The sequence below is a fragment of the Streptodolium elevatio genome (assembly GCF_040649515.1).
Classification (GTDB): domain Bacteria; phylum Actinomycetota; class Actinomycetes; order Streptomycetales; family Streptomycetaceae; genus Yinghuangia; species Yinghuangia elevatio.
The window spans coordinates 22,972-43,045 of sequence record NZ_JBEZFP010000081.1; the positions used below are offsets into that span (position 1 = coordinate 22,972).

Sequence of the window (20,074 nt, forward strand, 5' to 3'; positions counted from 1 at the left end):
ATGACCAGCCAGAACTCCGGTACGGCCGCCGCGGAGGACACCGTGGACGCGCCCGTCGGCCTGCTGCGCCTGGCCACCGCCGGGTCGGTCGACGACGGCAAGTCCACGCTGGTCGGCCGCCTGCTGCACGATTCCAAGTCGGTGCTCTCCGACCAGTTGGAGGCCGTCGAGCGGGTCAGCCGGGACCGCGGCATGGAGGAGGCCGACCTCGCCCTCCTCACCGACGGGCTGCGCGCCGAGCGCGAGCAGGGCATCACGATCGACGTGGCGTACCGCTACTTCGCCACCGCCAAGCGCCGGTTCATCCTCGCCGACACCCCGGGGCACGTGCAGTACACGCGCAACATGGTGACCGGCGCGTCGACGGCGGAACTCGCCGTCGTGCTGGTGGACGCCCGCAATGGCGTGGTGGAGCAGACGCGCCGGCACGCCGCGGTGGCGGCGCTGCTGCGCGTACCGCACGTGGTCCTCGCCGTGAACAAGATGGACCTGGTCGACTACGACGAGGCGGTCTTCGCCTCGGTCGCCAACGAATTCACCGCGTTCGCCCGCGAGTTGGGCGTGCCGGACGTCGCCACGATCCCGGTCTCGGCGCTGCGCGGCGACAACGTGGTGGACCCGTCGGCGCACATGGACTGGTACGGCGGCCCGACCCTCCTGGAGTTCCTGGAGACCGTCGGGACCGGCGGCCAAGAGGAGCAGGGACCGGCCCGCTTCCCGGTGCAGTTCGTGCTGCGCCCGCAGAGCGACGACGAGTTCCGCGACTACCGCGGCTACGCGGGCCAGGTCGCGTCCGGCGTGTTCCGCACCGGCGACCCCGTCGTGGTGCTGCCGTCCGGCTCGCGCTCCACGATCGAGGGCATCGACCGGCTCGGCGCGACCGTCGACCGCGCGCAGGCGGGCGAGTCGGTCACCATCCGCCTGTCGACGGACGTCGACGTCTCGCGCGGCGACCTGATCGCCCCGGCCGAGGACGCGCCGGTCGCCACGCAGGACATCGAGGCCACGGTGTGCCACGTCGCGGACAAGCCGCTGCGGCCCGGCGACCGCGTACTGCTCAAGCACACGACCCGCACGGTCAAGGCGATCGTGAAGGAGATCCCCTACCGCGTCGACATCCAGACGCTCGAACAGCAGCCCTCCCCGGGCGAGTTGCACCCGAACGACATCGCCCACGTGGTGCTGCGCACGGCTCAGCCGCTCGCGCTCGACCCGTACGCGGGCGGCCGCCGCACGGGTTCCTTCCTGCTCATCGACGAGGCGGACGGCTCGACCCTGACGGCCGGCATGGCCGGTCCGGCGTTCGTGGACTCCGGTCGGCGCGGCGACGCGGACCCCGCTGCGGAGCGATGTCTCTAGCCGATCCCGCCCCGGGATCCGGCAGACGTCCGTAGCTCACGTCCCCTTCACGCCCACCGACTTCCGTGCCCCTGCACGGTCACCCAGGGAAGGTCCCTCATGCCTGCTGCCCGTCTCCAACGCCGCAGATCGGTACGAACCGCGATAGCCGTCGCAATCGTCCCCGTGTTCGCCCTGCTGTCCGCCTGCGGCTACGGCTCGGACGACGACAAGAAGACCGACCCCGCGGCCGCCCAGCAGTCCCCGGGCGCCTCCACCGCGGCCAAGTCCAACTCGGCCTCCGAGTTGCGCCTCGGCTTCTTCGCGAACGTCACGCACGCCACGCCGCTGGTCGGTCTCAAGGAGGGCTTCTACGCCAAGGAGCTCGGTAACACCAAGATCACCCCGACGGTCTTCAACGCCGGCCCCGCGGCCATCGAGGCGCTGAAGGGCGGCTCGCTGGACGCCACGTACATCGGCCCGAACCCGTCGATCTCCGGCTTCACCTCGACCAACGGCGAGCTGCTGCGCATCGTCGCGGGCACCACGTCCGGCGGCGCCTCGCTGGTCGTGAAGGCAGGCATCAACGGCCCGGCCGACCTCAAGGGCAAGAAGATCGCCTCGCCGCAGCTCGGCGGCACGCAGGACGTCGCGGTCCGCGCCTGGCTCGCGTCCAACGGCCTCAAGACCGACACGCGGGGCGGCGGCGACGTGAGCATCGTGCCGACCGACAACGCCCAGACCCTCGCGCTGTTCAAGAGCGGCGAGCTGGACGGCGGCTGGCTGCCCGAGCCGTGGGCGACCCGCCTCGTGCAGGAGGCCGGCGGCAAGGTGCTGGTCGACGAGCGCACGCTGTGGCCGGAAGGCAAGTTCGTCACCACGAACCTGATCGTCCGCAAGGACTTCCTGGACAAGCACCCCGACACCGTCGAGGCGCTGCTGCGCGGCCAGCTGGCCACCACCGAGTGGATCAATGCGAACGCGGACAAGGCGAAGGCGTCCGTCAACGCGCAGCTCCTGGAGTACACCAAGAAGGAACTGCCGCAGGCCGTCATCGACGCCGCCTGGCCGAACATCGAGGTCACCAACGACCCGCTTGCCGCGTCGCTGCTGAAGCTCAAGGACGACGGCGTCAAGGTCGGCGTGACCAAGGATGCCGACATCAACGGCATCTACGACCTGGCGATCCTCAACAAGCTCCTGACGGCGAGCGGCAAGCCCGCTGTCGCCGACGCGGGCCTCGGCACCAAGAAGTAGCGGGCCGCGGGGGCGGGCTCTGGCCGGCCCGTCCCCGCCCCGGGTTCCGAACAGCGGCGAAAACCACCGGGAAGGGTGGACGCGATGTCCCAGACAGTGCACGAGCAGCCGGTCACGGCCGACTCCCCCGCGCCCGGCGCGAGCGGCACCGGGGGCACCGACGCGTACGCCGTCCGCCTGTCCAAGGTGTCCAAGGTCTTCGGCCGCGCGGACGGTCCGCCGGTGCTCGACAACATCGATCTGACCGTGGCACCCGGGGAGTTCGTCTGCCTCCTCGGTGCCTCGGGCTGCGGCAAGTCGACGCTCCTCAACCTCGTCGCGGACCTGGACAAGCCCACGGCGGGCACCATCGACGTGCGCGGTGGCCGCCCGGCGCTGATGTTCCAGGAGCACGCGCTGTTCCCGTGGCTCAAGGCCGGCAAGAACGTCGAGCTCGCGCTGAAGCTGCGCGGCGTGCCGCGCGAGCAGCGGCGCGAGGAGGCGCAGAAGCTGCTCGCGCTGGTGCGCCTGGAGACGGCGTACGACAAGCGCGTGCACGAACTCTCCGGCGGCATGCGGCAGCGCGTCGCGCTGGCCCGCGCCCTTGCGCAGTCGGGCGACGTGCTGCTGATGGACGAGCCGTTCGCGGCGCTGGACGCCATCACGCGCGACGTGCTGCACGACGAGCTCACCCGCATCTGGGCCGCCGGGCAGTCGGGCGACTCCGTCGCGGGCGGCCGCTCCGTCATCTTCGTCACGCACAACGTGCGCGAGGCGGTACGCCTGGCGCAGCGCGTCGTCCTGATGTCCTCCCGCCCCGGGCGCATCGCCCGCGAGTGGACCATCGACATCCCGCAGCCCCGGCGCATCGAGTCGCCGGACGTCTCGGCGCTGTCGATCGAGATCACCGAAGAGCTCCGAGGGGAGATCCGCCGCCATGGCAAGCACTGACCTGACGAAGTCGGTCGGGGAGGAAGCGCGCCCCGGCCCCGCGACCTCGGACGACGTGGCCGGCCTGGAGGCGGGCCTCGACGCGCTGGAGACGTACGAGAAGGACCGCACCCCGCTGTGGCGCACCGCGCTCGGCAAGGTCGGCCCGCCGATCCTGGCCATCGCGTTCCTGCTGCTCGTGTGGCAGATCGCCTACTGGGCCGAGGTCAAGCCGCGCTACGCGCTGCCGAGTCCCAAGGACGTCTGGGACGCCTTCATGGTGCAGTGGAACGCCGGGGAGGTGCACTCGATCCTGTGGGTGAGCCTCAAGCGCGCGTTCCTCGGGTTCCTGATGGCCATCGCGATCGGCACGCCGCTCGGCCTGCTGGTGGCCCGGGTGCGCTGGATCCGGGCGGCGATCGGCCCGCTGCTGTCCGGCCTCCAGTCGCTGCCTTCGGTCGCCTGGGTCCCCCCGGCGGTCATCTGGTTCGGCCTCAACAACAGCGCGATCTACGCGGTCGTGCTGCTGGGCGCGGTGCCGTCGATCGCGCAGGGCATCATCTCGGGCGTCGACCAGGTGCCGCCGCTGTTCATCCGGGCGGGCCGGGTGCTCGGCGCGACCGGGCTGCTGGGCGTGTGGCACGTGCTGCTCCCCGCGTCGCTGCCCGGCTACCTCGCGGGGCTCAAGCAGGGCTGGGCGTTCAGCTGGCGCTCGCTGATGGCCGCCGAGCTGATCGCGGCGTCCCCGGACCTCGGGTACGGCCTCGGGCAGTTGATGAACCAGGGCCGGGATCTGGGCGACATGCCGATGATGCTCACGGCCGTGTTCCTGATCCTGCTGGTCGGCATCGGCATCGAGTTGCTGTTCTTCTCTCCGCTGGAGAAGCTCGTGCTGCGTCAGCGGGGTCTGCTGGTCGGCAAGTAGGCCCGCTCCCCGGGACCGACGCCTGCGGACCACGCACGCCAACCACGAATCACGGACCACGGACCACGAACCACGAACCACCGACCACCGACCACCGACCACCGACCACCGACCACCGACCACCGACCACCGACCACGAACGAGACGCAGGACATGAACCGCACCACCGCCACCGCCGCACCGGCGCTGCTCGCGATCGCGCACGGCAGCCGGGACGCGCGCCACGCCGCGACCGTCGAGGCTCTGGTGGCGCGCGTCCGGCGGGCGCGTCCCGGGGTGCGCGTGGCGGCGGCATACCTGGACCACTGCGGTCCGCGGGTGCCGGAGGCGCTCGCGGACCTGGCGGCGGAGGGCGTACGCGAGGCGGTCGCGGTGCCGCTGCTGCTGTCGTCGGCGTACCACGCGAAGCACGATGTGCCGGCCATGCTCGCGGCGGGACGGCAACTGCGCCTCGACGTGCGGGCCGCGGCACCGCTGGGGCCGCACCCACTGCTGGTCGCGGCGATGGAGCGGCGGTTGCGCGAGGCGGGCGTCCGGACCGGTGACGAGGCCTGCGGCGTGGTGCTCGCGTCGGCGGGGTCGACGGATGCGCAGGCCAACGCCGCGCTCACCGAACTCGCGCGCGGCTGGCGGCGTTCCGGGTGGGGTTCGGTGGTGACCGCGTTCGCGTCCGCGGTGAGCCCGGAGGTGGGCGAAGCGGTACGCGACCTGCGCCGTACCGGCTTCGACCGCATAGTGGTGGCCTCCTACATGCTGGCCCCCGGACACCTCCCCGACCGCATCGTCCGCCAGGCCCGCGAGGCCGGGGCCGACGTGGTCACCGGCACGGTCGGCGACACGCCCGAGGCCGGCGCGCTGGCGTTGGCGCGGTACGACGAGACCGTGCGGCCCGCCCTCGACCGCTCGGCGTAGCGGCTCCGGGCCGACCCACGCTGCCCGCCCGCAGTCGTCCGGCGGCACGCCCCCATACGTAGGCGTACGGAATGGTCGGATCGCTCCCGAGTTGTCCCGGAACCGCGCGATCCGGATGTTGCCGCCACGGCAAGTGCACTGGTCGGCCCCGGTGTTGCGGTCGCGTCACGGTCCCGCCGCCGGGCCAGCCAGAACCCGCAAGTGCGGCGGAGGACACCACGCACGGCAGTACCATCTTCCGGTGATCGACACAGCGGCGGTGGAGCGGACGGTTCTCGCGCGCGCCTGCAACACGGCCGGGATCGACCCCGGCGCGGCCGACGCGGCCGAGTTGCTGGCCTACGGCGAGAACGCGGTCTTCGCGCTGCCCTGCGTCGGCGTCGTGGCACGCATCGCGCGCGGTGCGCACCTTCTCGAGCGCGCCCGGCGCGAGATGGCGGTGGCCCGCTGGCTCGCCGAGGAGGACTTCCCGACGGTGCGTCCCGCGGTCCAGGTGGCCGCGGAGCCGCTGGTGGTGTCGGAACGGCCGGTGACGTTCTGGGAGCTGCTGCCGCCGGCCGACCGGGAGCCGGACGTACGCGACCTCGCGAAGCTGCTCAAGCGCCTGCACGCGCTGCCGGAGCCGCCGTTCGCGCTGCCGCCGCGCGAGCCGCTCGCGCTCGTCGAGACCTGGCTCGACTCGGCCGACGCCGCGGTGCACCTGGACGACCGGCGGTTCCTGCTGTCCCGCCGGGATGAACTGGCCGAGGCGTACGCCCGCGTGGTGCCCGCCTTGCCGCCCGGCGTCATCCACGGCGACGCGCTGCTGCGCAACGTCGGCGTGCACGGCGGCCGGGCGATGCTGCTCGACCTCGAGAACGTCGCGCACGACCTGCGCGAACTCGACCTCATGCTGATCCCGATGGCGGCCGTGCGCTACGGCCTCCCGGAGGGCGAGGCGGAACGCTTCGCGAAGAAGTACGGCTTCGACGTGACCGGGTGGGACGGCTACCCGGTGCTGCGCGCCGTGCGCGAGCTGGCCGCCACGGCGTGGGTCGCGCAGCACGTGCCGGGCAATCCGTCCGCGGAGGAGGAGTTCGAGCACCGTGTGCGCTGCCTGCGCACCGGCGACACGACCTCCCGCTGGCACGCGTTCTGACCCGTCGCGCCCCGCGCCTTCGGGCGTCGCGGGATTTTCGCTGGACACGGGTGCGGGGCGGGCCGAGCATGAGCGGATGCTGACCACGCTGATCGCCTTCCTCGGCGCCTGCATCGTCGTCGCCGCCGCGCCGGGCCCGAGCACGATGCTCATCATCAAGGAGTCGCTGCGCTCCAAGCGGGCGGGCTTCCTCACCGTGCTCGGCAACGAGACGGGCGTGTTCGTGTGGGGCGTGGTGGCGGCATTCGGGCTGACCGCGCTGCTGGCGGCTTCCGAGGTGGCCTACGACGTCATGCGGATCGTCGGCGCGGGTGTGCTCATCCTGTTCGGCGTGCAGACGCTGCGGGCCGCGTGGCGGCGCAAGGGCGGGGCCGCGGAAGGGGACGGGGACGAGGCGGCGGCGCGGTCGGGCTGGGCGTCGTACCGCATGGGCCTGGTGGTCAACCTCGCGAACCCCAAGGCGGCGATCTTCGCGATGTCGTTCCTGCCGCAGTTCGTACCGTCCGACGCCCCGCAACTGCCCACGATGGTCGCCCTCGCCGCGCTGTGGGCGGTCTTCGAGATCGGCTACTACGGCCTGTACGTGTGGTTCGTCGTGCGCATGAAGGGCGTCATCTCGCGCGCGGGCGTGCGCAAGCGCCTGGAGCAGGTCTCCGGCGGCGTACTGCTGTTGCTGGGCGTGCGCATGGCCGTGGAGAGCTGACCGGCGTCAGGCGGCCGACGGTCACCGGGCGGGATGTCTGCCCTTGGGCATGAGCTTCGCTTCCCGCGCGGTGCGGTCGGCCAGTTCGGAGCCCGGTTCATCGCCCAGGGTCTCCCGCATCACGGAGACAATCCACGTGGGCACGCCAGGCCTCGCAAGGACACCGCCGAACCGGGCGTCGCCCGCGAACCACAGGTGCTCGCCGTCGGCTCGGTCGCCGAAGACGTCGTCGCCGAGATCCGGCACGGCCATGCGTACGGTGCGGCCGTCGGTGCTCTCCAGATCGGCGAACAGCGTGCCTTCCTCTGCGTCGACGGCCCAGCGCGCCGGCCACGCCTGCCAGGTGTACGCGTTCAGGACGCGGCTCAAGTGGCGGTCCTCCGCCCCGGACGCGGCAATGACCACGACCCCGGCCAGGACCACGATTACGAGCACGCCGCCGACGACGGCCATCACACCGGACCACAGCGCCGCGGCCACGAAGGCCCCGGCGGCCAGCGCGGCGAACACCGCCGTGCAGCCGAAGGAGAACGAACGTCCGGACCGGCGCGAGGAGTTGAGCTTCTCCCGCACACCCGGATGGCGGATGGCCGGCTCCGACGACACCTCGATGCCGTACGGGACACCTGTCATGACCGCACCCCCGGTTTCCGGCGCGGAGCCGGTGATCGACGCGCCGTGGTGCGCAGTACCTTACTGCCGACCGCCGCGTCGGTCTCACGACTCGGACCGGCTGATGCGTCGACACCACATGGTCGCCTAGGATGGTGCCCATGCATCGGAGGACCCTGACCCGGCGACGCGCGGTGGACTTCTGCCGCGTGTGCAGCTGCGTGTGTCCGGCTTGCTGACGTTCCGTCACCCCTGAGCCGTCCGACCCTCCGTTTCCCGAGCTTCCGCCTGTCGCCGCCGTACCGCGGCCGGGCTTCCGATCCACGCCGACCGAACAGCCGCACCGCGGAAGGTACGCGCGCCCCTGCGCGCGCCGCCGCGACGTGCGCTCGAACGGCGTACCCGAAGGGACATCGACCCATGACGCACGCCGTCTCCGCCGCCCGGACCAGCTACCCGACCGCCGCCTACCCGGCCCCCGCCTATCCGGCCGCCGCGCACCCGGCCGCGAATCCGGCAGTCCACCCCGCAGTCCACCCTGCCGCTCACCCGGCCGCTCGGCCCGCGGCTCACCTGTCCGCCGCGGCCCCGGTGGTCGCGCTCCCGACACGCACGCTGCACGCCGTACCCGACTACACCGAAGTCGCCGACATCGTCCTGGAGGACGACGGCCTCCGCCTCGACCTGTCGGGGCGGACCGCCACGGTCGACGACCGCGTGCTCCAGCTCACGTACCTCGAATTCGGGCTGCTGGCGCACCTGTTGGGTAACCCGCGGCGCGTGTTCACGCGGCGTCAGCTGATGGACGCGGTGTGGGGCTACCCGGACTCGGGTGAGGGGCGCACCGTCGACGTCCACGTCGCGCGCCTGCGGCGCAAGGTCGGCGGACGGCACAAGCGCCGCCTGTCCACCGTGCACCGCGTGGGGTACAAGTACCTGCCCTCCGTGTGACGTTCGCGCAACCGACGCGGGGAGGTCGGCGGGCGCGGCGTCACGCGGTGCGCTTGCCGGCCTCCCACAACTGGTCGAACTCCTCCTGGAACAAGGTGAACAGCCCGCGCCGGGGGTCGACCGCGTCGTTCCCCGAGCGCATCACGAAGGACGGCGACTCGACGCCGCGCGAGCGCCGCAGGTACGGCTGCACGACCGCGGCGTCCCCGTCGACCAGATAGGCGTTGAAGCGCGGCGTCTCCTCGTAGAGCCGGATCTCGATGCGGCCCGGCTCGGCGAGCTTCGCCCGGATCTTGCGGGCGTGCAGGATGTTGAGCGTGGTCAGCCGCGACAGTATCCCGCGCTTGACCCCTTCGTCCTTCTCGCGCTGGCGCATCGCGTCGCCCGCGGGGTTGAGGAACAGCAGCCGCATGTGGCATCCGGCCGCGGCCAGCCGGTGCAGTTCGCGCCCCGAGTAGTTCTGGCACAACAGGTTGAGCGAGACGCCCATGGCGTCGATCGCAGTCGCCTCGCCCACCAGGTCGGCGAAGGGCAACTTCCGTTGCAGCGACGAACGGTCGGGGAAGACCGCGACCAAGTCGCCGTAGCGGCCCGAGAACAGCTCCTCTACCGCGTCGAGCGCGAGGCGTTCGCCGGCGTGGCGGCCGAGGCGGCCGTCGAGTTCGGCGAGCACGCGGGTGCAGGCGCGCTCGACCTGCCGCAGCACGTCCGGTGACAGGACGCGGTTGCGGGCCACGATGTGGCGGCCGATCTCGACCTCCTCCAGGGCCCGTTCGAGCGAGCGGCGGTCCGTGAGGTAGGGCGCGAAGCACCACCAGTTGCGCACCAGCAGCTCGCGCAGCTGCGGCAGCGTCAGGAACGCCACGAGGTCGTCGTCGGCGGGGTCCACGATGTAGCCCCGGCGGCGGCTCATCTCGCGTACCGCCTCGGCGCGTTCGACCCATTCGCTCTGCGTGGGGCCGGCCGCGGCGACGACCCACGCGCCGTCGTCGTACGCGGCGGTCTCGACGGTCCCGTAGACCGGTTGCAGGACCTCCCGGACCACCGCGCGCAGGCGCTGCTCGACGAGGTTGAGGTAGACGTACGCCCGGCCCGCCCGACGGGCCCGCATCAGCGCGTCGCTCCAGTCGTCCTCGGCCCATGACAGGTCGCCGGGGTCGGCGGGGTCGGGGACGGCCGGACCGGGGCCCTCGGGCGGCGGCGGGCCGCTGCCGTCCAGCAGCGGGAGCAGACCGTCGTCCGCGGCGCTGCGCGGCGACGGGAAGGGCACGCGCGAACCGTTGCCCTGGCCGGGGCGGCTGCCGCCCGGGTCGCCGGCGCCGCCGCCCGTCGCGGCCCCGGGGCCCACGTCGACCGCCCGGGCCGTGCGGCCGGTGCCGCCGACCGGTTTGCCGGGGCCCTCCGGGGTGTTCTCGCCGGTTTTGGCGCCGCTGTCGGACCCGCCGCCGGGCACGGGGTCCTCGGGCACCGTCGGGTCCGGCAGGTCGTCCGCCGGGCCGTGCGGCCTGTCCGCTCCCTCCCGCCCGGAGTCCGGCAGGTCGTCCGGCTCCGGGGCAGGCGGGTTCGGGCCCAGGTCGGTCATCAGCGTCCCCAATCGCATGGTCGGTCCAGCCCACCCGCCGCGCCGCGCCCGAGCCGGCGCGGACCTCGCGGCAAGGCGATCACCCGGAACCGGTCGAGCGTACTTCAGGCGCACGGGCCGACCCGCCGTATACGCGCGTCAACGGTACGCGCAGTTACGGCAGTCCGGGCTGCGCCCAGTGGACTTAATCCGCGCGACACGGCCTTGCCACAGCGCATCAAAACAATGATTGTTGGTCTCCCTCGGCAATCATTGCCAACAGTCCACGGACCGGTAGGAAACCGGTGAGGGTGCTCCCTCAACTCGCGTCTTCGGCATGCCCGGACAGAACCAAGGGCGGCCTGCGTGCGTATGTAAGTTCAGGAAACCGTGGCACCAGGAGGTCGCCATGATCGCCACACCCAGCGGGACTGCCCACATGACGGGCATCGACGAAGAGTTCGACAGGTACCGGCACGTTGTCGCCGAGATCTTCGACTGCCACCACCGCACCAACGATCCGGCCGGCGGTCCGGACACCTGCACCTGTGGTTCGGCTTGGCCGTGCCCCCAGGAGATGCTGGCCGCCGAACTGCTCGACTGGATCTGACGACCGTTCGACCGGGGCCGGGAACCGTCGGCAGCCACCCATCCGGGGGAAGGCTGCCCGCCATGCGCGCGCCGACCGGGCAAGGTACGCGAGGATACCTCTGCCCACGCTCGCGCGGCGGTGGTCCACCCGCCCCCGGTCCACCGACGTCCGCTCGAGCCCTCCGACTCGACACGACAGGTTCCCCATGCAGGTCTGGCCTGGACGCTCATATCCGCTGGGCGCCACCTACGACGGCGCCGGCACGAACTTCGCGGTCTTCTCGGAGGCCGCCGAGCGCGTGTGGTTGTGCCTGATCGACGAGGACGGCACCGAGAACCGGGTCGAACTGCGAGAGGCCGACGCCTTCGTCCGGCACGCGTACCTGCCCGGCGTACAGCCGGGACAGCGGTACGGCTACCGCGTGGAAGGCCCCTTCTCGCCCGTCGACGGCAACCGCTGCAACCCCCACAAGTTCCTGCTGGACCCCTACGCCAAAGCGGTGTCCGGCGAAGTGAAGTGGCACGAGGCCGTGTACGGCTACTCGTTCGACCATCCGGACCTGCCCAACGAGGGCGACTCCGGCCCGTACATGATGACCTCGGTCGTCGTGAACCCCTACTTCGACTGGGGCAACGACCGGCCGCCGCGCATCGAGTACCACGACACGGTGATCTACGAGGCGCACGTCAAGGGCCTCACACAACTGCACCCGGGGCTGCCCGAGGAGATCCGCGGGACGTACGCGGCACTGGGCCATCCGGTGATCATCGACCATCTGCAGGACCTGGGCGTCACCGCCATCGAGCTGATGCCGGTGCACCAGTTCGTGCACGACCACCGCCTCACCCGTCTGGGGATGCGGAACTACTGGGGTTACAACACCATCGGCTTCTTCGCGCCGCACAACGCGTACTCCTCGACGGGAGAGCGCGGGCAGCAGGTTCAGGAGTTCCGGTCGATGGTCAAGGCCCTGCACGCCGCGGGCATCGAGGTCATCCTCGACGTCGTCTACAACCACACGGCCGAGGGCAACCACCTGGGCCCGACGATGTCCTTCCGGGGCCTGGACAACCAGTCCTACTACCGGCTCGCCGACGACAAGCGCTACTACCTCGACACCACGGGCACCGGCAACTCGCTGCTGATGCGCAGCCCGCACGTGCTGCAGCTCATCATGGACTCGCTGCGCTACTGGGTCACCGACATGCACGTCGACGGCTTCCGCTTCGACCTGGCCGCCACACTCGCGCGGCAGTTCCACGAGGTCGACCGGCTGTCGTCGTTCTTCGACGTCGTGCAGCAGGACCCCGTCGTGTCGCAGGTCAAGCTGATCGCCGAGCCCTGGGACCTGGGCGAGGGCGGCTACCAGATCGGCAACTTCCCGCCGCTGTGGACCGAGTGGAACGGCAAGTACCGCGACACGGTGCGGGACTTCTGGCGCGGCGAGGAGCGTACCCTCGCCGAACTGGGCTCGCGGTTGACCGGCTCGTCCGACCTGTACCAGGACGACGGCCGCCGGCCGATCGCCTCCATCAACTTCGTGACGTGCCACGACGGCTTCACGATGCGCGACCTGGTGTCGTACAACGACAAGCACAACGAGGCGAACGCCGAGGACAACCGGGACGGCGAGAGCTACAACCGGTCGTGGAACTGCGGCGTCGAGGGCGAGACGGACGACGCGGCGGTGCTGTCGCTGCGGGCTCGGCAGCAGCGCAACATGATGGCGACGCTGCTGCTGTCGCAGGGCGTGCCGATGATCTCGCACGGCGACGAGTTCGGGCGCACCCAGGGCGGCAACAACAACGCGTACTGCCAGGACAGCGAACTGGCGTGGGTGCACTGGCCGGACAAGGGCGACCGCGACGAGCCGCCGGGCGACATGCACGCGTTCACCCGGATGCTGACCCGGCTGCGGCACGAGCACCCGGTGTTCCGGCGCCGCCGCTTCTTCCACGGACGCCCGGTACAGGGCACACACGACGACCTGTCGGACATCGCGTGGTTCACCCCTTCGGGTGATGAGATGACGGACGCCGACTGGCGCGACGCGACCGCCAAGTCGCTGGCGGTCTTCTTGAACGGCCAGGCCATCAGCGAGCCCGACCCGCGCGGCCAGCCGATCTCCGACGACTCGTTCCTGCTGCTGCTCAACGCGTCGCACGAGGACCTGTCGTTCCACATCCCGCTGAACCACGGGACGGAGTGGAAGGTGCTCATCGACACCGCCGACGCGGGCTGCGCGCAGCGCGACCCCAAGGACCTGCCGACGGTGCGGGCGGGCGAGCAGTGGCCCGTCCCGGCACGCACCATGGCGGTACTCCAGCGCCCGCAGTCATAGCGGAGGCGGTCGCTCTCGGGGCGGTCGGCCACGGAGGTGGCCGACCGCGGACTTCCGGGCGGCCGCGGACTTCGAGCGGCCGTGGTTGGGCGGCCGCGGTAGGGGCGGCCGTGGAGGCGGACTACTCCCCCGAGGTCCAGTAGCGGTCCGCCTCCGCGCGCCTGTCGGTCTCCTCGGCACGGCGCCTCTGCTGGGCGCGCCGGGCGTCGGCGGCCGCGAGACGCGACCTCGCCTCCGCCCGGTACTTCGCCATCTTGGCGGCCGTCCTGGCGTTCTCGGCGGCGCGGGCCGCCTTCTCCTCGGGCGCCTCTACCGCCTCCGTCCAGGCACGGAAGACGTGGTCCCGACGCACCCTCTCGCGCTCCCGTCGCCGCGCTTGCCAGGAGGCCCGGACGGACATGAGGAATCCGATCACTCCGCAATCGTGCGGAATGCCGCGGAAAGATCACAACCCCCTGTGATCACCGGCTACTTCGCGCCGTCGAGGATCTCCTCGAAGCCGTACTGCGTGTGCGGCCCGAAGATGATCTGCTCCAGGAACCCGACGCCCTCGCGGTCGCCGATACGGGCCTTCACGATGTGGTGCACGTGCTGCGCGGTCGGGTCGCGGGGATCGGCCTCGTCGAGCTTCCACGTCTCGCGGCCGACCGTGCCCTCGCCCTTCCACGTGCCGTGCGCCCATCCGGGCGAGGTGTAGCCGAGCCCCTTCATCATGATGTGGCGCAGCGGCTCCAGCACCAGGGTCTCGGTGCTCCCGTCCGGCATGCGTACGTCGAACTCGGCGTGCGAGATCCGGCGCGTGCCGGATGTGAACGTCAGGCGGTCGCCCAGCGGTTCGGCGCGGACGACGTCGTCGTGGCCGACGATCTGCGGCACCGGGTCGGCGACCGGGATCACGAAGGCGTCGCCTCGCCAGATCTCGCCGCCCGGCCGCTGGAAGTAGCCGAGTGTGCGGCAGGAGTCCTCGAAGTGGATCGGGGCCCAGAGCCATGCGTTGGGCGTGCTGGGGGCGGGCTTGCCCTGCGGCTGCTGCCCGACGGGGCGTACGCCCCACGAGCGGTCGCGTACGCCGATGACGTCGTCGTGCGCCAGCTCGGTGGTCTCGCCGTCCACGGTGACCTGCCCGGCCCACGTGCCGAACTGCAGGAATCGGCACATGTCGACCATCACGCGGCCCACTCCGTCGTGCATGACGGTGTGGTCCTCCTCCAGCGCACCGACCCGGGCCCGCCACTCCAGGTCGGCGGTGATGCCGGTCTCGTTGTCGGCCACGGTGATCGCCAGCCGGCGCATCGGCTCGACGACGCGCAGGCGGAACGGGCCGACCGAGGTCACCGCGGGGTCGGCGGGGGCGCTGCCGGAGACGTGGAAGGCGTCCTGGACGCCGCCGCGCGAGATGGAGAGGTGGGCGTCGGCCACGCCGAGATTGGCGTACCGGCCGAAGGCGGCCTCGACCATGAACCGCCCGCCGCGGTCGGCCGCGCCGAACCAGTAGCGCCCGTATGCGTTGCGGTCGCTGGTGGCCGGGACCGCGACGGGCAGCGGCGTCTGGTGGACGGGGTAGTCGTCGAAGCTGGTGAGCACGGTCGGACCTCCGGTTCTCGGCGCGGAACACGGAGATTGTTAACTGGGGCAAACAAAAAGAACAGGCTCAGAGGAGCCCTGTCGTCACCAGTTTCCCGAACGGGGACGGCAAATCAACCAGGTCACCGTAGGAGTAGCGACGGACGTGCTTGTAGGCCCGTTCCGCAGGATCCGGACCATGGTGCAGGAAGATCGCGCGGTCTTGACGATCCACGATCAGATAGACCTCGACACCGGCCGCAGCATAGGTGGCGAGCTTGGCCTTGAACTCGAGCACGCGTGTGCCTGGCGACGTCACCTCGACCACGAGCAGGACCATGGACAGCGGGAAGTAGTTGTCATGGGCCCGGGCCCACGCGATATCCAAATCTGTGTGCTCGCGCCTCTGCACGAACACGTCGGGGATCACCCGGGGCCGCAGGTCGTCGTCGTCGGCTCCGGAGGCGAACTCCTTCATCACGCCGACACGCCCGACGCCCATGGCGCGAAGCCGATCCTCCAGGAGTTCCATGTCGGACCGGTGCTCCGGGGCGGCAGGCGGTGTCACGTAGATCTCCCCGTCGACGGACTCCACGCGGAATCCGACCGGGACAGCTCCCGCAACATCGGCCATGACGTCGAACAGGCGTACCACTTCCGGCTCCGCAATCATCATGGGCCCCTTTCCGGCGGCTACCTCCCGCTTACGAGGCTACCTTTCGTGGGATTGGGCCATGTGGGTGACGAGGGGGATAGTCAGGCAGATGGGCTAATGCGGCGTGTCGTTGCCGGTGTCGGGGCACTCGGTCTGCATGACGCCTCCTGTGGTCCCCACCGGGACGTACCGCCTCCAGCTCCAGCCCGGATTCGGCTTCGCCGAGGCCGCCGACGCGGTGCCTTACCTGGCCTCGCTGGGCGTGTCCCACCTCTATCTGTCGCCGATCCTGCGTGCGGTCCCCGGCTCCGGGCACGGGTACGACGTGATCGACCACAGCCGGGTCTCCCCCGAACTGGGCGGCGAGCGGGGCTTCCGGGTGCTGGCCGCCGAGGCGCGGGAGCACGGGCTCGGGATCGTGGTCGACATCGTGCCCAACCACATGGCGGTGCCCGCGCCCGAGTCGCTGAACCGGCAGTTCTGGTCGGTTCTGGAGCGCGGGCGCGAGTCGGCGTACGCCGACTGGTTCGACATCGACTGGGACGCGGGCGGCGGCCGGATACTGCTGCCGGTACTGGGCGCCCCGCTTGACCGGGCGCTCGCCGACATAGGGGTCGAGGACGGTGTGGTCCGCTACCACGACCACGCCTTCCCGCTGCGGCACGGCACCGAGGACCTGTCGCTGCGCGAGGCCCTGGACGCCCAGCACTACCGGCTCGCCGACTGGCACGAGGGCGATCTGCGCGGCAACTACCGGCGCTTCTTCACGGTCACGTCGCTGATAGGGCTCCGGCAGGAGGACGAGGCGGTGTTCGCCGCGACCCACGCGGTGATCCTGCGCCTGGTCCGCGAGGGACTGGTGCAGGGACTGCGCGTCGACCACCCCGACGGGCTCGCGGACCCGCGCGGCTACCTGCGGCGGCTGCGTGAGGCGACCTCGCCCGACACGTGGATCGTGGTCGAGAAGATCCTGAACGGCGAGGAACGGCTGCCGGACGACTGGGACTGCGCGGGCACGACCGGGTACGACGCGCTGCGCCGCGTCGACGGGGTGTTCACCGACCCCGACGGGGCGGAGGCGCTGCGCGCGCTGCACCACGACATGACGGGCGCCTCGGAGCCGGGGTTCGCCCCTGTGGCGCGGGCCGGGAAGCTGGAGGTGCTGCGCAGCGGCCTCGCCACCGAAGTGGCGCGCCTCGAACGCGTCTTGGAGCACATCGGCGTACACGACCCGGATCGGGGCGACGCACTGCGCGAGTTGCTGGCGTCGGTGCCTGCCTACCGGCCGTACGTCGTGGCCGGGGAGCCCGCGCCGGCGGAGGCCGCGAGCCTGCTCGGGGAGGCGCTGACCGGCGTGCCGGGCCGCCTCGCGGCGACGGCGCGGCGGATCGCGGACGCCGCGCTCGGGCACGACCCGGAGTTCGCCGTACGTTTCGCCCAGGTGGCCTCGGCGGTCGCCGCGAAGGGGGTCGAGGACCGCGCGTTCTACCGCTGGTACGTGCTGAGTTCGTGCAACGAGGTGGGCGGCGAGCCGGACGAAGTGGGCCTCGGGACCGAAGGCTTCCACGCCTACGCGCGGTCGATGCACGCCTCACGGCCGGACACCATGACCGCGCTGTCGACGCACGACACCAAGCGCAGCGAGGACGTGCGGGCTCGGCTCGCGGTGCTGGCGGAGATCCCGGACGAGTGGGAGGCGGCCGTACGCGGGTGGGAGAAGGCGGCGCAGCGGCACCGCTCGGGTCCCGGGCCGGACCGGTACGACACGTACCTGTTCTGGCAGACGCTGGTGGGGGCGTGGCCGATCGACCCCGATCGGATGAAGGCGTACCTGCGCAAGGCGATGCGCGAGGCGGACCGCTCGACGTCGTGGACGACCCCCGACACGCCGTATGAGCAGGCCACGGACGCTTTCGTGGACGGGGTTCTGAACGACCGGGAACTTCGGTCTTCCGTACAGGAGTTCGTCGAACGTCTGGCCGATTCCGCCCGCACGGTCGCGCTGGGGGTGAAACTGGTGCAGCTGACGATGCCGGGTGTACCGGACGTGTACCAGGGAGGTGAGGCGGTCTTGCGGACCCTCGTGGATCCGGACAACCGTGCGCCGGTGGACTTCGGGGCGGCGGCGACGCGGCTGGCCCATCTGGACACCGGCGGCACACCGCGCGACCTCGACGACGAGAAGGCACTCGTGACCTCGGCGGCGCTGCGGTGGCGGCGGCGCGATCCGGCGGCGTTCGGCGGCGAGGGCAGGTACGCGGCGGTGCACGTACGCGGCGAGGCGGCCGCGCACGTGCTGGGCATGCGCCGCGGCTTCACGGTCGCGCTCGCGACGAGGCTCCCGGTCGGCCTCGCGGCGCGCGGCGGGTGGGGCGACACCTGCCTCGACCTGTGGAAGGGCACGTGGACGGACCTGCTGACCGGGCGCCGGGTCGCACGCGACGCGCCACTGGCCGAGGTGTTCGCACGCCTGCCGGTGGCGCTACTGGAGGACGGGGCACATTGACTCAGCTGTACACACACGGGAACACACGCCGAGGCGCGCATCGCCGCACACCCTGCGACGGGCAGTCCGATGCGCACTCCGATGCGCACTCCGATGCGCAGTGCGGTACGCAGTGGGGTGCGCGTCGCCAAGGGCGGTGCGACACGGCCTGGAACACGCGGGATTCGGGTGGGGGTGAAGGGCGATGACGCAGTTCTCGGTGTGGGCGCCGGCCGCGTCCAGTGTGGAGCTGGTGGCCGGCGGAGCCCGCCGTGCGATGCGGCACGGCGGCGGTCCGGGTTGGTGGCGTATCGACGTCCCCGCGCTCGGGCACGGCGACGACTACGCCTTCTCGGTCGACGGCGGACAGGCGCTGCCGGACCCGCGTTCGGCGTGGCAGCCGGGCGGCCCCGACGAGCCGTCGCGGGTCTACGACCACGACCGGTTCGAGTGGACGGACCAGGCGTGGCGCGGCCGGGCGCTGCCGGGCGGCGTCGTCTACGAGCTGCACATCGGGACGTTCACCGACGCGGGGACGTTCGACGCCGCCGCGGACCGCCTGGGCCACCTCGTCGACCTCGGCGTCACGCACGTCGAGGTGATGCCGGTCGCGGCGTTCCCTGGCCGGCACGGGTGGGGCTACGACGGCGTGTGCCTATGGGCGGCGCACGAGCCGTACGGCGGCCCGGACGGGCTCAAACGCTTCGTCGACGCCGCCCACGCGCACGGCCTCGCGGTGATCCTGGACGTCGTGCACAACCACCTCGGGCCGTCCGGCAACTACCTGCCGCGCTTCGGCCCCTACTTCACCGACCGCTACCACACGCCGTGGGGCAGCGCGGTCAACCTCGACGGCCCGGGGTCGGACGAGGTACGCGCCTTCCTGTGGTCGAGTGCGCTCGCCTGGCTGCGCGACTTCCACATCGACGGCCTGCGGCTGGACGCGGTGCACGAACTGGAGGACCGTCGCGCGGTGCCGTTCCTGGAGGAACTCTCGGATGCCGTCGACCGGTTGGGGGTCGCCCTGGGCAAGCCGCTGTTCCTGGTCGCCGAGTCGGACCTCAACGATCCGCGCATGGTCACGCCCCGTGAGAACGGCGGGCTCGGCGTCCACGCGCAGTGGAGCGACGACTTCCATCACGCGCTGCACGCCCTGCTGACCGGCGAACGCCAGGGCTATTACGTGGACTTCGGCTCGATGGGCACGCTGGCCAAGACGTTGCGCCGGGTGTGGCTGCACGACGGCGGATGGTCGACGTTCCGGGAGCGGCACCACGGCCGTCCGCTCGACCCCTCGCGCATGCCGGGGCACCGGTTCATGGGGTACCTCCAGGACCACGACCAGGTGGGCAACAGGGCGGTCGGTGAACGAATTTCGGCCCTGCTGCCGCCGGGGCTGCTGGCCGCCGCGGCGGCGCTGGTGCTCACGTCGCCGTTCACGCCCATGCTCTTCATGGGCGAGGAGTGGGGCGCGTCGACGCCGTGGCAGTACTTCACCGACCACACAGACCCGGTGCTCGCCGAGGCGGTGCGCCGGGGCCGCCGCGCCGAGTTCGCCGCGCACGGGTGGGACGCCGGGCAGGTGCCCGACCCGCAGTCGCCGGACACCGTGCGCGACTCGCGGCTCGACTGGTCGGAGCCGTACCGCGAGCCGCACTCGGCACTGCTCGCGTGGTATCGCGACCTGATCCGGCTGCGCCGCACGCATGCGGAGCTCGCGGATCCCGATCTGCGGGCCGTGCACCTGACGTACGACGAGGCGGCGGGCTGGATGATGCTGCACCGCGGCGCGTTCCGGACCGCGGTGAACCTGGCCGAGGAGGAGGCGACGCTGCCGGTGGGGACCGGCGGCGCCGAGGTGGCGGCGGCGTGGGACGGTGCCCGGGTCGAGCGCGGCCTGGCCGGCACGACGCTGACCCTCGCCCCGCGTTCGGCAGCCGTGGTGCGGCTGACGGACTGACCGTCGTGTCCCGCCGACCGGACTGACGGGGTCGTCGGGCTCGTCGGGCTCATCAGCCCTGTCGGACCCGTCGAGCCCGTCAGGCCGTCGGGACGACGGCCGTGCGGTGGCCCGGTGCGCGCGTGTGCTTCGTACGCGACCTGTGAGGCGTCCGCGCAGGCGTTGGTGACGG

General features: G+C 71.7%; 17 protein-coding genes. 12 read left to right on the forward strand and 5 right to left on the reverse strand.

Features of this window, described 5'->3' with window-relative positions; translation table 11 throughout:
• The 7 genes from AB0C36_RS27145 (at position 1) to AB0C36_RS27175 (ending at position 7,182) form a co-directional block, all read left to right on the forward strand.
• Complete coding sequence (locus AB0C36_RS27145; protein WP_358358701.1) at positions 1–1,359, forward strand: sulfate adenylyltransferase subunit 1; 1,359 nt, start codon at positions 1–3, stop codon at positions 1,357–1,359.
• 99 nt (positions 1,360–1,458) lie between these two features.
• Positions 1,459–2,595, forward strand: a complete 1,137-nt coding sequence (locus AB0C36_RS27150) for an ABC transporter substrate-binding protein (protein ID WP_358358703.1) — start codon at positions 1,459–1,461, stop codon at positions 2,593–2,595.
• A gap of 84 nt (positions 2,596–2,679) precedes the next feature.
• The gene (locus AB0C36_RS27155; protein WP_358358705.1) at positions 2,680–3,525 is read left to right on the forward strand and encodes an ABC transporter ATP-binding protein; all 846 of its coding nucleotides are present in this window, start codon (positions 2,680–2,682) and stop codon (positions 3,523–3,525) included.
• The gene (locus AB0C36_RS27160) at positions 3,512–4,429 is read left to right on the forward strand and encodes an ABC transporter permease (RefSeq protein WP_358358707.1); all 918 of its coding nucleotides are present in this window, start codon (positions 3,512–3,514) and stop codon (positions 4,427–4,429) included. The genes AB0C36_RS27155 and AB0C36_RS27160 overlap by 14 nt, the downstream gene beginning before the upstream one ends.
• 153 nt (positions 4,430–4,582) lie before the next feature.
• Positions 4,583–5,341, forward strand: coding sequence for a sirohydrochlorin chelatase (locus tag AB0C36_RS27165; protein WP_358358709.1), 759 nt, complete (start codon positions 4,583–4,585; stop codon positions 5,339–5,341).
• A 241-nt stretch (positions 5,342–5,582) separates the two neighbouring features.
• The gene (locus AB0C36_RS27170; protein ID WP_358358712.1) at positions 5,583–6,479 is read left to right on the forward strand and encodes a phosphotransferase enzyme family protein; all 897 of its coding nucleotides are present in this window, start codon (positions 5,583–5,585) and stop codon (positions 6,477–6,479) included.
• A 76-nt stretch (positions 6,480–6,555) separates the two neighbouring features.
• The gene (locus tag AB0C36_RS27175; protein WP_358358714.1) at positions 6,556–7,182 is read left to right on the forward strand and encodes a LysE family translocator; all 627 of its coding nucleotides are present in this window, start codon (positions 6,556–6,558) and stop codon (positions 7,180–7,182) included.
• 21 nt (positions 7,183–7,203) lie between these two features.
• Here the strand turns inward: AB0C36_RS27175 and AB0C36_RS27180 are convergent, their stop codons facing one another.
• Positions 7,204–7,815: a hypothetical protein gene (locus AB0C36_RS27180; protein ID WP_358358717.1), complete on the reverse strand. Its 612-nt coding sequence runs from the start codon at positions 7,813–7,815 to the stop codon at positions 7,204–7,206.
• A gap of 399 nt (positions 7,816–8,214) precedes the next feature.
• Between AB0C36_RS27180 and AB0C36_RS27185 the strand changes: the two genes are divergently transcribed.
• The gene (locus AB0C36_RS27185; RefSeq protein ID WP_358358720.1) at positions 8,215–8,745 is read left to right on the forward strand and encodes a winged helix-turn-helix domain-containing protein; all 531 of its coding nucleotides are present in this window, start codon (positions 8,215–8,217) and stop codon (positions 8,743–8,745) included.
• A gap of 40 nt (positions 8,746–8,785) precedes the next feature.
• On the opposite strand, the gene AB0C36_RS27190 is transcribed toward AB0C36_RS27185, so the two are convergent.
• Entirely contained in the window at positions 8,786–10,345 is a 1,560-nt protein-coding gene (locus AB0C36_RS27190) for a DUF5919 domain-containing protein (protein WP_358358723.1), read from the reverse strand.
• A gap of 370 nt (positions 10,346–10,715) precedes the next feature.
• On the opposite strand from AB0C36_RS27190, the gene AB0C36_RS27195 reads away from it, so the two are divergent.
• Positions 10,716–10,916, forward strand: coding sequence for a hypothetical protein (locus AB0C36_RS27195; protein WP_358358726.1), 201 nt, complete (start codon positions 10,716–10,718; stop codon positions 10,914–10,916).
• Positions 10,917–11,103: 187 nt separating this feature from the next.
• A complete protein-coding gene (glgX, locus tag AB0C36_RS27200; RefSeq protein ID WP_358358729.1) occupies positions 11,104–13,239 on the forward strand; it encodes a glycogen debranching protein GlgX in 2,136 nt (711 codons plus the stop codon).
• 121 nt (positions 13,240–13,360) lie between these two features.
• Here the strand turns inward: glgX and AB0C36_RS27205 are convergent, their stop codons facing one another.
• The 3 genes from AB0C36_RS27205 to AB0C36_RS27215 form a co-directional block, all read right to left on the reverse strand.
• A complete protein-coding gene (locus AB0C36_RS27205) occupies positions 13,361–13,591 on the reverse strand; it encodes a hypothetical protein (protein WP_358358732.1) in 231 nt (76 codons plus the stop codon).
• Positions 13,592–13,707: 116 nt separating this feature from the next.
• Complete coding sequence (locus AB0C36_RS27210) at positions 13,708–14,823, reverse strand: Rv3169 family protein (protein WP_358358735.1); 1,116 nt, start codon at positions 14,821–14,823, stop codon at positions 13,708–13,710.
• A 67-nt stretch (positions 14,824–14,890) separates the two neighbouring features.
• Complete coding sequence (locus AB0C36_RS27215) at positions 14,891–15,457, reverse strand: Uma2 family endonuclease (RefSeq protein WP_358358737.1); 567 nt, start codon at positions 15,455–15,457, stop codon at positions 14,891–14,893.
• 157 nt (positions 15,458–15,614) lie between these two features.
• Here AB0C36_RS27215 and treY point away from each other — a divergent pair, with 157 nt between their 5' ends.
• Positions 15,615–17,963 (forward strand): malto-oligosyltrehalose synthase, encoded by a 2,349-nt coding sequence (gene treY / locus AB0C36_RS27220; protein WP_358358740.1) that lies wholly within the window; start codon positions 15,615–15,617, stop codon positions 17,961–17,963.
• A gap of 184 nt (positions 17,964–18,147) precedes the next feature.
• On the forward strand, positions 18,148–19,902 hold the full coding sequence (gene treZ / locus AB0C36_RS27225; protein WP_358358742.1) for a malto-oligosyltrehalose trehalohydrolase: 1,755 nt from the start codon (positions 18,148–18,150) through the stop codon (positions 19,900–19,902).
• Positions 19,903–20,074 lie beyond the last annotated feature (172 nt).